The following is a 12,914-nucleotide window of genomic DNA, read 5'->3' as shown; positions in this document are numbered from 1 at the left end:
TCTCATGTGTTTTACTGCCAGAGCTTTTGCAGAATGTAGTACGAGGGCTTGAGCCGCTCGTGATAGCTGACTGTATTGCCCCAGCCCTTGAGCGCCGCGGGATAGAGCGGCGTGCGCTCCTGCGCCGCGCCGTCGGTAAGACCAAGGTACATCGTGTCGATGGTGATGTAGTCCACGCCGTAGTTTTCATAGTAATCGTCGTGGATGGTCATGCGCGAGGGGTCTGAAAAGTTCAGAAGCTGCCAGGGAAGCTTCAGTTCCACATAGTCGCCCGCGAAGATGAAGTCCGCGAGGGAATCGTAGTCCGGCGCGGCGGGGTTCGCGTTGCCGTAGGCAAGATCGCCCGTCTCGTAGGTCTCAGTGCTTGCCTGCCAGTTGCCCGTGAGCAGCGGCGTCGCCGTCTGGAGCATCAGGTCGATGGGTTTGAAAAGCGGCGTGTCCGCGTCGGGCGGGTCGAGGTAGGCGTCCGCGTCGTGGGTTTCGTGGTAAAACATAGCGCGCAGCACCTCGTAGCGCTCCTGCACCAGGAGGCGGCTGTTGTCCCTGCCGTCGATGGCGAGGACGAAGTCCACCGGGTCCTCAAAGCGCAGGCCGAAGTTTTCGCAGTAGGTGCTGCCCGTCTTGGGCGTGGTGTCGATGGGGATGTAGAGCGTTTTCTGTCCGTTCGCAAAGCCCTTTTCATAGACGAGCAGATAGATGAACTTCTCGTCGTATTTCATCGAAAGGGCGCGCGTGCCGGTATCGAAGAGTTTATCCTCCTCCGTCCACTCGCTGAGATCGCCGTCCACATACGCGCTGCATTCCTCCGCGCCGGGGTCGAAGGAGAGAAGCCCGAAGTATTGCTCGTTCGTCTGGTAGTCACTCCAGTAGGGCGTGCGCTGCAGGTTCACCGCGTGCATGGTGTTCCAGGTGCGCTTGAACCACTCGTCCTGCCAGGTAAAGACGCAGCCGCCCGCGCAGTTTGCCGCGGTGATGTCGCCCCAGCAGTCCACGAGCGCCTGCCCCTGCTCCTGCTCGGACATATGGCCCTGATTGCGTCCGGTGTTCCGGTCGATCTGCGCCATGCCGCGCCCGGTGGAAACGCCGAACTCGGAGATGACGACGGGCATCGTGTGATGCCGCCGCAGGGCGCGCAGATAGGCAAGGTAGGTGTTCGCCGCGCCGGTCTCATCGTAGAAGTCCGATTGGCGCAGCACGGAACCGATGGGCGTGCCGGGACCGGTCTCCACACGGGAGATGACGGCCTTGCCGTCCCAGATGGGCGTGCGGTCCATCACCGCGGGGTTGAGGATATAGTTGAGATAGTCGGGATAGTAGGGATAGACATGATAGGAAACGAATTGCCCGGCAAGAAAGGCGTCCTCCGCACGGATATGCTCCACATCCACCTGCGCGCACTTCATAAAAAAGGTCGTGATATCCTCCGGATAGAGGAACGGATCGGTGGTCGGCCAGTTGGAAAACGCCACAAGCCGCTGGCTCTTATAGCGGCGGCTCTCGTATTCAATGATCCGGTCGCCCACCTGCGCCAGCATGGACTCAAAGGCAGAGGCGTCCTCCGTCGCGGAGAGGTACGCGCCCTGATAGGGCGGCAGATCGGGGTATTTGTGGTTGGTGTAGGTGACGGTCACATCCTCCCACTCCACACCGAGAATATAGCCGATGACCCAGCGGGAAACATCCTTATTGTAAAAGCCCGATCCCGTGCCCCGCCCGAGCGAGATCTTCTTGTTGCCATGCAGGACGTCGACCAGCGTGCGCCCGTCCTTGATAAACGCATCGAGAAAGTCCTTATCGTAGGCGTCGCGGTGGGAATTCTGCACATAGTCGTTGACCCACACGCCATGGATCAGCCAGAGCGGCTCCTCGCCGTTCTCCTCGCGCAGCGTGTTGTATTCATAGAAGGCATTATAAAAATCGTCATGCAGCGTAATGTAAACGCGTACGGTATTGGCGCCCATCTCCTGCATCTGGGCAAACCAGCGCAGATAGGTCTCCTTGCTGACGGCGTAGTCCGTCGCCCACTCGCCCGGGATGCCCACGCCGAGGTTTACGCCCTTAACGATAAACGGCTCGGGACCGCTGCCGCGATCCATGTAAATGCTTTGCGTATCCGTGGTCATAAAGGCCGTCACCGGCTCGTCCGGTTTCAGGTCGATGTACCATCCCAGCCGGTAGCGCGCCGTGTCATAAGCAAGATAGAGCAGGATCAGAGCGGAAAGTGCAATGATAAATTTTTTCACGGCTCCGCCCTCGCTTTCTCAGTGGTTGAATTTCTTATTTTTGGATTCGTGGCTGTATTGGCGCAGAATGTCGATGTGCTCATCCATCCACGCGCCGCGCTCCGCGCAGAAGCGCTTCATCTGCGCGACGGCCTCGGTGTGCGTGTGCGGGTTTCGCCCTGCGGGTGAGATCATATCCTTATCCAGCGCGTAGCCCCAGACGGAGAAATTGCGGTCGATGGCGGGGCCGAGCCATTCCACCACGGCATCCATATAGTCGTTGAGATATGCATCGCTCAGGACACCCTGCCGCAGCGCACGGTAGCGCTCGATCACGGCGTTTATAAAGTCCTCGTCCTTGCTGAGCATATAGTACCAGACATTGTATTGCAGCTCAAAATGCTGCGGCTCTGTGACCGGATGACTGTAGTTGTCACAGGCGGAGTTGAAGTCCCAGATGCACATTTTGTATTTGCCGCGCACATCCCTGTAGATATAGGTGGAAAGCCAGCCCGCATCATAGTTGCAGGTAAACTCGTTGAGGATAAAGTAGTCCACGAAAGAGCTCATGTCCGCCTGCTCCCACCATGCATAGGGCTCGGTATCATAGTCATAGGAGTAGAGTGACTTTTCAAAGTCGGAGAAATCCTGTGCGATCCACGCCGCGCGCTCCGGCGTAAGCCATTTTGTTCCCGGATAGACGATGTCCATATCCTGCAGATTTCGCAGGGCGTATTGGGAGAAGGCCTCAATGTTTTTGACCTCGTTGCCGCTGCCGCGGTCAAGGCGCAGAGCATAGCTCGTCTGCACCGTGTCCTTCGACGGCTCCGTGAGCTTCAAGCGGGCATCCGCGCCGGAGCTGACAGTCTCCGTCATAACATAAAGCCCCTGATACACTCCGTTGAGCAGTACCTCGCAGAAGCGCACATTCGGCGCGTAGTCCATGATCTCGCCCGCAAGATTGTACCACATATAATTGCGGATGAGTGTCTTATCGAGGTACGGCCCATGCAGCGCCCACTCGTCGAAGGCATCCATCCCCAGCATGGCGACATCGCGCGAGGCCGCACCGTCGTCCGTCAGCGTCTTGACAAGATAGCTGTGCTTATCAAAATAGCGCGAGGAGTTGCCTCGCACTCGAATGTCAATGACGCTCTGAAGCGTCGGCGTGTCGGCGGGGTGATTGTTGCCCTCGGCATGATCCACCACCGAGACGGACGCGCGCAGCAGTGTACTGCCGTCTGCGGTGGTGGTGAAAGCATCGTCCTCACGGCCGCTGCCGCCGCTCTGGATGGGAACGCCGGGGATCTCCGTGCCGCCGGTGTCGATGAGCACGAGCGGCAGATGCGTGCAGAGCGTCTCGCCGTCATGCTCGGCGCAGGGCGTGTAGGCGGGGCGCTCAAGATGCTGATGATAGCGTGGGTGCTCATCGGTCAGCACGGCTGACAGGTTTGTTGCGGATAGGAGGAGCAGCAGCGCACAGGCCGCAAGAGCCATTCGCTTGTATTTCATGTTCGTCTCCGCTCCCCTCTTTCCGGTTTCTCAGTTCGACACCTCGTCGTTCTGCATGACAAGATTGACATAATCGATGCTTCCCAGCGAATAGATGCTGCCGGGAATGTCCGGCGTTGTCTGCTCCGCGCGGCGCAGGAGCTTTTGCGTGATCTCGTAGATCAGTTCGACCGTATCCTCCGTCGTGTTTTCCACACGCAGCGTCGCTTTGGCGCGAAAGAGTTTGTAGACCTGCGCCTTGATCGGCTCCTGCTTGCTGCGGTGGGCGCGGATGATGAGCAGCATCCGGTTATCGCTCTTGATGCAGCCGAGCAGCAGGATCACCGTGAAGGTCACGGCGCTGCCGATGCAGGCCACGGCATAATCGCCCACGCCGCAGCAGATGCCGACAATGATGGACCAAAAGATATAAACCGTATCGCGCGAGTCCTTGATGGCGGTGCGGAAGCGGACGATGGACAGCGCGCCCACCATACCGAGAGACAGCGCGATGTTGTTGCCGATGACGGTCATGACCGTCCCCGTCAGCACCGCGAGAATGACGAGTGAGGCGTTGAACTTGCGGCTGTAGATCGTCCCGCGGTGGGAGATGGCGTAGGACAGGAAGATAAAAAAGCCCAGCACGGCGGCCAGGACGATATTGAGCAGAATATCCTCCCACGACATATCGCGGGGTGTGGTAAAAAGGTTCAGGATCTGTTGTCTCATGGCGTTTTCCTCCTATAGCCTCGTCTGACATCCGTTTTGGCGGGCAAGCACATATTTGCTGACAGAAAGCTCACTGCGATCCACGCTGTTGATCAGCTCGCGAATATAATCGAGCAGAAAGCCGTTGTACTTGACCTCAAGCACCACGCAGTACGGATCGAGCACGGGGTTCATGTTCAGCCGCGGCGAAAAGAGGTCGAAGCAGCTCTCGACGGAAACAATGCGGCTGTCAAAGGTAATGCGTATTTTGTTCTCCTTGGCGATAAATGCCTTGCGGTCGTATTCTACGATCGTTTTGGGGCGATAGCACCGGCTGTGCATCAGCGCGTAGCACTCCGCGGCAAAAGGCTCCGGATACCGCAGCAGCGGCGCGTAGTCGCCGCGCGTGAGCGCTTGGGCATCCTCCCGTGTCACGCGCAGAGAGCGCTTGAGCTGACTTGCGCCCTGCTTCTGCTTCATCTCCAGCATGGCGAAGTCTGCCGTCGGATCATAGCAGCGCAGGCGCAGCTTGCGCCGCAGCTCTACGCCCGCAGCCTTTTCGCGGAAGTCCCTGTCGTCGAGCGTATCGAAGTAAAGCGAGCGGACAGGGTAGCCGCTTATGCCGTTGTGCGGGTCCTCGTGCATGACCTGCGCGAGCCGATGGCAGGCTTGCAGCGCCTCCGGCAGCGAGATCAGATATTTCTTTTCCTCGCGGAACACGCGGTTCACCGATGCTCCCTCCTTTCGCAGAGAAAGAAACTGACCGCAGTCCTGCTAAGGCAATACCGCAGCTTTCACTGCGCGGTGTTGCCTTAAGAGTGCGGTCGGTCGATCATAGGGGCTCCCGCTCAGACATATGGCCCTGCAGCATAGTCTTTCGACGATTTTCCGTCTTAAATGTTTATACAGGGCTGCGCCGCATAAGTAAAGTCCTTTCCGGCATTTGGCGTGTGACATCGCTTGTGCGGCGGAAGTCCTCTCGTGCGCGGGAACCGGATAGGATCACCTTACGAAATAATTATAACAGCCATGAGCAAAACTCCAAAAGAGTAGTAATTGCAATGGTTCCCGGCCATGGCTGAAACCGAAAATCACTCAAATGATATAGAAAGCGGAGCCCCTTTTATGAAATGCGAGGGCTTCACGCAGATCACAGATTTGGCGGATTATCTGAACAACAACCGGCTCATTGCCCACTACTGCGGCTTTAACATCATGGAGTCGCTGCCGTCTTATTGGACCTATGACCGCTTCCTGCGGCAGTGGACAACAGTGCGTTGAAGCCGATCATGGCCAAGCTGGTGCGGAAGCTGTATGAGCTGGGCGTGGTGGATGCGCCTTCCTTGCCGACAAGGGCTACGATGTGAAAAGCATCTATAACACCGTGAATAGAATGACTATATTATAGCGGATCAGCGCATCCGATTCAAGATAATCCTGCGATTTGGCGAAAATATTTTCTGCGATTTGGCGATGCTACAGCTGCCAAATCTGTAAATTTGCTTTTCACACATTGGGCTTTTCCTTCGGGTTGCGCTATCATGTGGATGATGATAGAAACCCGCACGGCGGGCGCAAAAGGAGGAAGAATATGTACAACAGATTCGCAGAAAACCGTGTCCCCCGGTACAGTGATCCACTATCACGCCAATATCCACAAGGCGCTGAAATACGCCGTCAAAATGGATCTGATTCCCTTCAACCCCGCCGACAAGGTGGAGCGCCCCAAGAAGCAGCGGTACATTGCGGACTATTACCGGCAGGAGGAACTGGAGAGGCTGCTGGAAGCGTCCAAGGATCATCCGTACTCCCTGCTGATTCAGATGACCGCCTTTTACGGCCTGCGCCGCAGCGAGGCGCTGGGGCTGAAATGGGACGCCATCGACTTTGAGCGGGACACCATCACCATTAAGCACATTGTAACCAACGCAAAGATAGACGGCAAATGTGAAATCGTCTGCGCCGACCGTGCCAAGACGAAATCCAGCCTGCGCTTCCTGCCGCTGGTCAGCAACATCCGGGAAAAGCTGCTGGTGCTGAGGGAGCAGCAAAAGGAGAATAGGCGCGACGGCGAATATTTACAGCCATTTGGATTACAAGTCCAAGATCACCTCGGCAAATGTAATGGACAATATCCTGACTCTGCCGGACACAAGGCAGACCGGCTGGCACACCTGAGTTCTTGCCGAAAATCATGTACGCCGATGTGACCTTGAGAGAAAAGAAAAGCCCAGTCATATGGGCAAAAGCCTTGATATGACTGGGTTTTTGGCGGAGAGTTAGGGATTCGAACCCTAGGTTCCTTTTGGGAACACGACATTTCGAGTTTTATCGTCGTCTGTTACTTACATGGTTTCTCCTGTCAGTTTCAGTTAGCCTTGTTCGCCCTTAAACCCGCATGAAATCTGGACTTTTTGAAAAATTTGCCCGAAAATACTGAGGAATCGCTCATCGGTTCCAATCCACGATTTTTCCGCTTTTGGAAAGAACTGCGGAAAGAACGGAAAGAACAAAAATCAAAAGGCAATACACGGACAGTTCGAATGCCGGCAAAGATTATCAAGATATGAGGTGTATTGTCATGAAAGAAAACGCAATCAACTGGGACGCCGTCCCCGATGTAATCACGAAAGACCAGCTGTATCGCATTTGCCATATCAGCAAATCCACCGCCCTGTACCTGCTACAAAGCGGGAAAATCCCCTGCGAGTACACGGGCAGGAAAACACGCTGCTACAAAATAAAAAAGGAGGATGTGATTGCCTATCTGGAAAACCGCAAGGTCTTTCCCGAAAGCTATTCCGCCCCGGCAGGCTGGTACAAAGGCGATTATACTGTTCAGATGGAGGAACCGGTTCCCCCAATCGTGCGGGAGCATTTGCGTCTGTATTATACCGATCTGCTCTCCGGATATCCCGATGTACTGACCACCCAAACGGTTTCCAAAATCACCGGTTACGGAAAAACCGCCATCAACAACTGGTGCAATCAGGGACACATCAAGTCTTTCCGGAAAAACAACGTCAACCACATTCCGAAGGTCTATTTGGTGGAGTTCTTCTGCTCTACCTACTTTCGCACCATCACCCGCAAATCACCTTGGCACATCCGCACCCTACAAGGCTTTTCCAGCTGGCGGAAAATCCGCAACCTGCACACAGCAGACGGTGAAGGAGGTGCGGAGTAATGACAAATTTTCTGGAAGAGCTGTACTACGGAAATGTTGATCCGCAGGCCAGAGGATACCGAAAGGGCAGTCATACTCTTAAGGTTTCAAAAGACATCAACGAGCTGGAAGAAAAGCTGACCGGGCGTTTAAGCGGCGAGGATAAGGCGCTGTTCCTCGATTTCTGCAACGCTTACGGCGAACTGATGGGCGAAAGTGGTCTTGATTCTTTCATTGTCGGCTTCCGCCTCGGCGCTAAAATGATTTTTGATACCTTTTGCAGCGATGACGCACCGTTTGAAAGCTATCTAAAAGAATGAAGGGTTTGCCGAATCACAATTTAGTCAATTACGATTGACTAAATTGTAGTTGACTAATTTTTTCAATATGCAATGTGTGATAATCGAAATCGCACATTCGCAAACAGGAACCTCCTTTGGTACAATGAGCGTATCAAAGGAGGTTATCTATTATGGCTAAAACAATATTTGAACAAACGGGCGGTACATACACCATGCAGGGCGATTATTGCCTGCCCGATCTTACATTACCCGCCGAAGAAGAATGTCCTATCGGCGTGTGGGGACAGCGTCGCCTGAGGTACTTAAAGCAGCACCATAAAATTCTCTACTACAATCTGCTTACTTTTGGAAAACTCCGTTCTCATCTCGCTGATGTAGAGCAAGAAGCACAATCACTCTTTCTTCGGTTGGTAAAAGAGTACGCTGAGCGGGAGGGCATGACCGAACAACTGAAAGCAGACAACCCTATGGAGTGGGTGTGCAGGATAAATAATATTCGAGAGCGTGTTAACGAAGTTGTAAATGCAGAGATTATTTTCATATAAAAAACCATTGAAATGACAAGCGGGTGCAGGAATTTGGATTCTTGCACCTGATTTGTTTTCTAACTTATAAGAGAAAATTAGTCAATCACAATTTACCAAATCTCGCTTGATTAATTTATCAGATTATAAAGTATCGAGGGGATTTGCAACCATATTTTTAAAAGTTGATATTTCTAAATATATAACAGACCAAGTTTTCTTCATTAAGAAGTTAATAGATAAATACATGCCGAAGAAAACGTTAAGCTGTTTGGTTGATTGATAGTTAATTTGTTCGTTTGTATATTGTTTGAATTTGAGGATACTTTAGCAGTATAAGAGATGCAGTTTTTTCTATTTTATTGGAACATCTATTCTGGCAATAGCTACACAAACACCATTTTTTATAATATAACATTCAACGAAATGAGGCCCTTCAAAATCTGTATGCTCTCTCCTTTTAGTTCTACCATAGTTGCTTCGTATTATTTCACCACGTATCATTTTTCTTCGTTCTGCCTCAATGCCGACATTTCTTATTTTCCATAAAACTTCATAAGGAGCCGGGGTATCTGTTTCGCAATAAAAAGTAAGTGTTCTTGATTTTGGTAACCATTCCCTACATTTAAGGATGTGTGACAAAAGTCTTGGCCGAAAACCATTTGCCTCAACATTACAATCAATTCGTGCTGAATAATTAATATCTATTTTATATTTATTTCTTATATACTCTTCTGAACTTGCATAAGTATAACTTTTTACAATATTTGAATAAGAATTCTGTGTGGATTCATTATCACTATACAGCCAAAAATCATGATTAAATACTTTGTACCATGAATCAAAAGCCTGTTTTTTTGTGCAATCAGACTTAAGTATAACATCAATTTTATCCAGTTTGTCACTTAAACGTTGCTTCCAATTATTCATCTTATCTCTGTCTTTTTGCTTTAACAGCAGAGATTTAGTCGCATCTGTGGGGTTATATACTTCTATTGACTCTTCAAGTCGTTTAATGATACCTTTCATTGTATAATAAAAGCACTCATCCAAACGCTCATATTCGACGAAGCACTCATCACATAGTACAGATTGTATCAGTCCCCCTGGCATTTGCCAACTGCTGCGAGATTTACAAAACATCTTTGAAAGACGTACAACACTCCTAAGATTATCACCCTTGTTTTTTACAGCGTCACTAAACCAATTTTTAATAGACATTGGATTTCGCTCTTGCCAACTACTGCCCGCATGATAATATGTACCATCAGAAGTTTTTTTGTATATAGCAAAATCGACATGATATCCATCTGCGTATTCTATTCTTACACAATTGGTTAATGCTTCAGGATCTTTTTTGAAATTTGAACATTTCTTTTTTAGAGCATTAGTAACAATATGTTTTATTGTTGTAGTTCCAGTATCTGAACCGATATTTTCTTCATCAAAAATCACTGCTATATCTATATCATAATCCTTGTCATCGTTTTGAACAACCGTAGACATTGCAATACTGCCTTGTTCTTTGATATCAGAAACTGAATAACTGGTTCCGTTTTCATCATTTAATTCTTTTAATCCTGCTTTTAGTCGGTCTATATTTAAAGTTTTTTTATTACGCAGGTCGTTTTGTGTGCTTTGTGGAAGAACAGTACATTCACTATAAAATTTGTTAAATTCTTTTGACAAGTCAAACATAATCAATCTCCTGATCATTCCCATAATTTACCTTTATTTGAACCATTTACATACAATCCAAATATATAGGGTGGCATAATGCTCTCATTGTAATGGTGAACTACTATATTCACCATTCTATTTGTTCTTAATCCGATAATTTTTCCTATTTCTACTGATACACAGCTAGGAATAGATGCAGCAATATGTATTATTTCAAGTTTCGGATAATTAGTAGTAAGATTATTTTGGATAACATCATCAATTTTTTTCTTGTATTCATGCAATTGCTGCAAATATCTGATTGCGTTATCTTGAGGAACATCAAGAGCAAGATGAATGATATCAGTTGAAAATTGGGATAAATCAACATCAGTAATTTTATGAGTAATAGAAATTGCTAAGACAACTTCATTGGCATTCTTATCAATATTTTGCGGCAGGGTTATGTTGAGTTTATCCCAGCCTTTTTTCATTTCTTTATGTGAAGCCTTTTTTAAAGAGTAATAGTGTCCTCCGTTATGCGCGTCATATTCAAAATAGCGTGATATTTTTGCCGATTCGAGAAAAGTACCAGCATAAACTGTATAGGGGATTGGAGCCATTCCTGTAAAATATGTCTTTTCCTGATCAGCTGCTTTTGCAGAAAATTTTGCAGTGGTATTCTCTATCTGTTTGCAGATAACTTGATTCGTTTTTTTACTGATTACTTTATCATCATTAAAAAGTTGCACAAAATCAATGGTTTGTTCCTTTACTTTATGCTCAGCAAGCTTTAAATCAGCAATAGCTTTTAGCTCATCTATATCTTTTTGTGTTGCCATTCCGTACATGTTTAACACATAGATTCTCTTTTTTAGATTAAATTTCAATACTAATCCTAAAATGATTAATACTAGTCCAATTAATGCTCTAAAGAAAAAATCGCCTTCATTCGTAGGTGTCTGAAGCGATAAAAGTTGAAAAATACCGTCTACTATAGCATCAGATATAGCTGGAATACCTGATGCAATCAATAAACAACCCGTGGAAATCAGTGTATTCGAAACACTGTTTTCCTCTTTTCCTTTAATCCAATTTATAAAATAAATGACGACAATTATGGCAATGAAAATAATCGCAATAATGATATTTTCAGTCATGATTTCTTCACCTCACTCTACCCGTGCCCGTCTATTCATCAGCAAGGGGCAAGAGCCAAATGCTAAATTAAATTCCCTGCTGTTGTAAATATTGCATAATTAAAGCTCCGGCTATATTTGCTCCTGCACCAATCAGAAAATCTTTTAATCCATTCAGTGCTGCTTTAATGATAGCTGGTTTCTTCTGGTTTATAATTTTTGATTCAGCATCAGTAATTAATTCATCGGCAGTTTCTCTGTCTTCATCAGATATCTGCTCATTTTGAATTGCTTCCTTAATTTTCTGAATCAAATTCTCTGTCTGCTGATAGTTGAATGAGATGTTATTATGATCTCCTGAGACAACCTGTGATTGTTGTATATCACCATTTACCACTGTACCATAATAATTATAGATAGTCTGCGGTACTTTTTTAGCTAAATTAGTTTCATCTTTGTTAAAGCGCATACCTTCGCCTAATATACCTTCATTCTCAAGTTTTATTGTCCATTCAAGCAAACAGTTTTGTACTTGGTCAACGATAGATTTTAGAACATGAGTACTTATATGTAATGAATAATTAGTTGGAAATGGAGCTGAACACATTTCATCAATTTTGCGCTCTATATCTACTGGATAACTCATTTGGACAGGTCCATCAGAGTTATTATATAGTTCGAGAATTTCACCTATTGAACTTCCTAAATATTTTGTACACAATAAAGATTGCATTTTGCTATCTTGAAAAATTACAGACGTCCAACCTCGATATGGGTTCCAAGCTTTTAATTTTCCATTTACTTTTCTATACTCTGGTATCTTATCTTGTTCTTTCACGGAATACCCATTCAGTTCATGCATAATCCACTTATCAAACTCTTTTAATTTTAGTTTTGAAGCAATTAAATGTGCTTTTCTTAGCGCATTTAAAACATCGCACTCAGGCTTTAACACTTCTTGCTGCAAATCTAAAACAATACTGCTCATTTTTTCACCTTATTCTAAAATACTGTTTAATACAATCCAATCATCGCTTTCGACGTTTTCGGAATAGTGCTCCATACAGATACACAGTTCCTCGCTTTTTTCATCGTGCCGGACAATTCCGCCTTTTAAGCCATAGCGGGTAAGGTAGTCTTTCAGCACCTCAAATTTTTTCGGCGAATAAATATCAATATCCTGACTGCTCCCGCTCCGGTCAAAGCCGCCTTTCGTTTCGACAATCCAGATTTCATCGTTTACACCGATGATATAATCCGGGAAGAAATTTTTCTGTTTTCCGGAATTATCGGCGTAAACGATCGAGAGAAATTCGCTGCCCTTATCTCCGTTTTTATATACCCACTGCACTGTTTCCGCCCATTCGCAGAATTTTTCAAATTTATGTTCTGCCGAAGAACACGGTTCGGCGGAGGAGAGGTAGTTTTGATATACATTCTTCGGCATAACCGCTTGCGTTTTTGCAGAAGAATCAAACGTAAACATACAGGTTTGCGGAATGTGAAAACTCACCCTGGATATATTTTGAAAGTCCAGACGTATTTGAGCAAGCTCCGCCGCCATCGCCTCTCGTACACTACGACGAAATGGGATATCCCCTTGAACAGAACGGAGTGACGCAAAACAGCCAGAAAATTCAAGTGTTTGGGCTGTCCGTCTCGCAGAGCGCGCGATAGAGGGCTTGCTTCTGTATAGAAGTGCG

The 12,914-nt window shown here is 47.7% G+C and carries 13 protein-coding genes; 5 read left to right on the top strand and 8 right to left on the bottom strand.

The genetic code is table 11. The annotated features are described in order from the left end of the window. Nucleotides 1-11: 11 nt before the first annotated feature. From KI236_RS06620 to KI236_RS06605, 4 genes are read right to left on the bottom strand one after another with little or no spacing between them, the layout of a single operon-like run. On the bottom strand, nucleotides 12-2,243 hold the full coding sequence (locus KI236_RS06620; RefSeq protein ID WP_212820393.1) for a hypothetical protein: 2,232 nt from the start codon (nucleotides 2,241-2,243) through the stop codon (nucleotides 12-14). Nucleotides 2,244-2,261: 18 nt separating this feature from the next. Continuing rightward, nucleotides 2,262-3,734: a CotH kinase family protein gene (locus tag KI236_RS06615; RefSeq protein WP_212820391.1), complete on the bottom strand. Its 1,473-nt coding sequence runs from the start codon at nucleotides 3,732-3,734 to the stop codon at nucleotides 2,262-2,264. A gap of 30 nt (nucleotides 3,735-3,764) precedes the next feature. Continuing rightward, nucleotides 3,765-4,442 carry a DUF4956 domain-containing protein gene (locus KI236_RS06610; RefSeq protein WP_212820389.1) on the bottom strand — a complete coding sequence of 226 codons (678 nt, stop codon included), beginning with the start codon at nucleotides 4,440-4,442 and terminating at the stop codon, nucleotides 3,765-3,767. A 12-nt stretch (nucleotides 4,443-4,454) separates the two neighbouring features. After that, nucleotides 4,455-5,150 (bottom strand): polyphosphate polymerase domain-containing protein, encoded by a 696-nt coding sequence (locus tag KI236_RS06605; RefSeq protein WP_212820387.1) that lies wholly within the window; start codon nucleotides 5,148-5,150, stop codon nucleotides 4,455-4,457. A gap of 396 nt (nucleotides 5,151-5,546) precedes the next feature. On the opposite strand from KI236_RS06605, the gene KI236_RS06600 reads away from it, so the two are divergent. The 5 genes from KI236_RS06600 (at nucleotide 5,547) to KI236_RS06580 (ending at nucleotide 8,434) form a co-directional block, all read left to right on the top strand. Further along, nucleotides 5,547-5,702, top strand: coding sequence for a hypothetical protein (locus KI236_RS06600; protein ID WP_228738099.1), 156 nt, complete (start codon nucleotides 5,547-5,549; stop codon nucleotides 5,700-5,702). Between the two features lie 260 nt (nucleotides 5,703-5,962). After that, on the top strand, nucleotides 5,963-6,631 hold the full coding sequence (locus tag KI236_RS06595; RefSeq protein WP_212820385.1) for a tyrosine-type recombinase/integrase: 669 nt from the start codon (nucleotides 5,963-5,965) through the stop codon (nucleotides 6,629-6,631). 371 nt (nucleotides 6,632-7,002) lie between these two features. Then, nucleotides 7,003-7,608, top strand: a complete 606-nt coding sequence (locus tag KI236_RS06590; RefSeq protein WP_212820383.1) for a helix-turn-helix domain-containing protein — start codon at nucleotides 7,003-7,005, stop codon at nucleotides 7,606-7,608. Then, complete coding sequence (locus tag KI236_RS06585) at nucleotides 7,608-7,907, top strand: DUF6809 family protein (protein ID WP_212820381.1); 300 nt, start codon at nucleotides 7,608-7,610, stop codon at nucleotides 7,905-7,907. The genes KI236_RS06590 and KI236_RS06585 overlap by 1 nt, the downstream gene beginning before the upstream one ends. Before the next feature lie 152 nt (nucleotides 7,908-8,059). Further along, nucleotides 8,060-8,434, top strand: a complete 375-nt coding sequence (locus KI236_RS06580) for a TnpV protein (RefSeq protein ID WP_212820379.1) — start codon at nucleotides 8,060-8,062, stop codon at nucleotides 8,432-8,434. 333 nt (nucleotides 8,435-8,767) lie between these two features. Here the strand turns inward: KI236_RS06580 and KI236_RS06575 are convergent, their stop codons facing one another. The 4 genes from KI236_RS06575 to KI236_RS06560 form a co-directional block, all read right to left on the bottom strand. After that, nucleotides 8,768-10,111, bottom strand: coding sequence for a nucleotide-binding domain-containing protein (locus KI236_RS06575; RefSeq protein WP_212820377.1), 1,344 nt, complete (start codon nucleotides 10,109-10,111; stop codon nucleotides 8,768-8,770). Nucleotides 10,112-10,125: 14 nt separating this feature from the next. Further along, nucleotides 10,126-11,232 carry an SAVED domain-containing protein gene (locus tag KI236_RS06570; RefSeq protein ID WP_212820375.1) on the bottom strand — a complete coding sequence of 369 codons (1,107 nt, stop codon included), beginning with the start codon at nucleotides 11,230-11,232 and terminating at the stop codon, nucleotides 10,126-10,128. Between the two features lie 67 nt (nucleotides 11,233-11,299). Then, complete coding sequence (locus tag KI236_RS06565; RefSeq protein ID WP_212820373.1) at nucleotides 11,300-12,199, bottom strand: AbiTii domain-containing protein; 900 nt, start codon at nucleotides 12,197-12,199, stop codon at nucleotides 11,300-11,302. Between the two features lie 9 nt (nucleotides 12,200-12,208). Further along, nucleotides 12,209-12,775 carry a type 2 periplasmic-binding domain-containing protein gene (locus KI236_RS06560; protein WP_212820370.1) on the bottom strand — a complete coding sequence of 189 codons (567 nt, stop codon included), beginning with the start codon at nucleotides 12,773-12,775 and terminating at the stop codon, nucleotides 12,209-12,211. Nucleotides 12,776-12,914: the final 139 nt, after the last annotated feature.

It is taken from the genome of Vescimonas fastidiosa, from assembly GCF_018326305.1.
Classification (GTDB): Bacteria; Bacillota; Clostridia; order Oscillospirales; family Oscillospiraceae; genus Vescimonas; species Vescimonas fastidiosa.
The sequence above is the reverse complement of the archived record's forward strand: the minus strand, read 5'-3'. Positions and strand labels throughout refer to the sequence as shown.

Excerpts from the sequence above, each read along its gene's own strand:
- KI236_RS06560 (WP_212820370.1), bottom strand. The coding sequence starts at position 12,775 with ATGGCGGCGGAGCTTGCTCAAATACGTCTGGACTTTCAAAATATATCC.
- KI236_RS06615 (WP_212820391.1), bottom strand. The coding sequence starts at position 3,734 with ATGAAATACAAGCGAATGGCTCTTGCGGCCTGTGCGCTGCTGCTCCTC.
- KI236_RS06580 (WP_212820379.1), top strand. The coding sequence starts at position 8,060 with ATGGCTAAAACAATATTTGAACAAACGGGCGGTACATACACCATGCAG.
- KI236_RS06585 (WP_212820381.1), top strand. The coding sequence starts at position 7,608 with ATGACAAATTTTCTGGAAGAGCTGTACTACGGAAATGTTGATCCGCAG.
- KI236_RS06590 (WP_212820383.1), top strand. The coding sequence starts at position 7,003 with ATGAAAGAAAACGCAATCAACTGGGACGCCGTCCCCGATGTAATCACG.
- KI236_RS06610 (WP_212820389.1), bottom strand. The coding sequence starts at position 4,442 with ATGAGACAACAGATCCTGAACCTTTTTACCACACCCCGCGATATGTCG.
- KI236_RS06575 (WP_212820377.1), bottom strand. The coding sequence starts at position 10,111 with ATGTTTGACTTGTCAAAAGAATTTAACAAATTTTATAGTGAATGTACT.
- KI236_RS06565 (WP_212820373.1), bottom strand. The coding sequence starts at position 12,199 with ATGAGCAGTATTGTTTTAGATTTGCAGCAAGAAGTGTTAAAGCCTGAG.
- KI236_RS06570 (WP_212820375.1), bottom strand. The coding sequence starts at position 11,232 with ATGACTGAAAATATCATTATTGCGATTATTTTCATTGCCATAATTGTC.
- KI236_RS06595 (WP_212820385.1), top strand. The coding sequence starts at position 5,963 with ATGTGGATGATGATAGAAACCCGCACGGCGGGCGCAAAAGGAGGAAGA.
- KI236_RS06600 (WP_228738099.1), top strand. The coding sequence starts at position 5,547 with ATGAAATGCGAGGGCTTCACGCAGATCACAGATTTGGCGGATTATCTG.